Origin of the sequence: Rubritalea sp., from assembly GCF_039830215.1 — a bacterium.
Classification (GTDB): domain Bacteria; phylum Verrucomicrobiota; class Verrucomicrobiia; order Verrucomicrobiales; family Akkermansiaceae; genus Rubritalea.
Genome location: NZ_JBDOPO010000031.1, coordinates 1 through 1594 on the forward strand (window position 1 = coordinate 1; position 1594 = coordinate 1594).

Annotated in this window: 1 protein-coding gene; it reads left to right on the top strand. The window is 45.7% G+C overall.

Features of this window, described 5'->3' with window-relative positions; all coding sequences use genetic code 11:
- Positions 1–380: 380 nt before the first annotated feature.
- The coding region (locus tag ABGY95_RS00835; RefSeq protein WP_347439782.1) for a lipid II flippase MurJ at positions 381–1594 on the top strand (1214 nt) is incomplete at its 3' end.

The window sequence follows — 1594 nt, forward strand, 5'->3', positions numbered from 1 at the left end:
TTCCCTGAAGAATGGGTCTCGCGAAGCCAAAATCCAAGCATGCTGAGTCGTTACAAAGTTCCAGTGGATCTTACTTGAAACGCTTAATTAAAGAGATCAAAAACGGGTCCAAAGTCAGGAGAAATAAGACGGAACTAAAGTCTGAGCGGTAAATTCCTCTTTACTTATATAGGCCCATTTCAGTAGTATGACCACTGCTAAAAGAAGGAGGCGGTATCGGCGAAGCAAGCTCGGAAATGCACCGCGGGTTTCAGATTTTGGGCGCGTTCAGGAGTTGGCTGGTTAGATATATGGTATTTCAAGACCTGACCCCTTAGGTTTCTTCAAATTCCAGGCCTAAGCAATAATGTAACTATGCAAGCCTGACCCGGTTTCCTAATATGATCACCCACCTAAAAACACAATTTTCCCGCTGGAATACATGGCAGGGCTTATCAACCAACCGGCGAATTTTTTCGGCGATGCTTGTTGTCGGGATGATGACGGGCTTTGCAAAGCTGGCGATGGTTGCCAGAGAGCTTGTCATTGCCAGCTTTTTCGGAACAGGCTCGGAAGTGGATGCCCTTCTTATCGCCTTTATGTTGCCCATGTTTGCCGTTAGCGTTCTGGCGGGTTCATTTAGTTCAGCGGTGATGCCCACTTATATTCAGATCAAATCAAGCAAGGGAGAGGAAGCAGCCAAACAGCTATTTTCATCCTTGCTTGCCTTGGCCATACCATTTCTTATAATAGTGACATTTGTACTGGCTTTATCTGCTCCGCTCATGCTGCCGATTATCGGTTCAGGATTTAGTTTTGAGACCCAGGCGCTCACTCTTTCCCTGTTTTATTGGCTACTTCCGGTGTTTGCCCTATCTGGAATCAATCGACTGTTCGCAACCGTGATCAACGCTGGAGAGCAGTTTGCCGCCGTTGCGTTGATGCCCGGAATCACACCCATTTGTGCCGTTATCAGTCTGTTGGTGTTCTTTGATACCTGGGGTATTCATGCTCTGGTTCTTGGAACGGCTGTGGGCGCTTTTGTCGAGGTGCTTGTTCTTGCAAAGGTTGCTGACCAGAGCGGCATTCCATTACTTCCTCGATGGGACGGAATGACAGATGATCTGCGCAAGGTAGTCAATCAATATTCTCCGATGGTGGCAGGTGCCTTTTTGATGAGCAGTACGGTAGTGGTTGATCAGGCCATGGCGGCCATGCTGGAACCGGGTAGCGTTGCAACACTCAATTATGGGAGCAATATGGTCTTGTTTCCTTTGAGCCTAGCTTCCCTGGCTCTTGGTACTGTTGTCTTCCCACATTTTTCACGGATGGTATCCTTGGACGATTTTGATGGCATACGAAACACTCTTAAAATATATTCACGTCTAATCCTCTTAATAACTGTTCCAGGGTCTTTATTGTTATTTTATTTTTCAGAACAACTCGTTGTTCTGGTTTTTCAAAGAGGTGCCTTTACTGAAAAAAACACACACATTGTCGCGGTCGTTCAATCTTATTATTCTTTACAGATGCCATTTTTTTTAACCAGCTCGCTTATGGTTCGTCTCATTTCGTCTTTTAAAAAAAACCACTTTCTTATGCGTGGGGCAGTCAT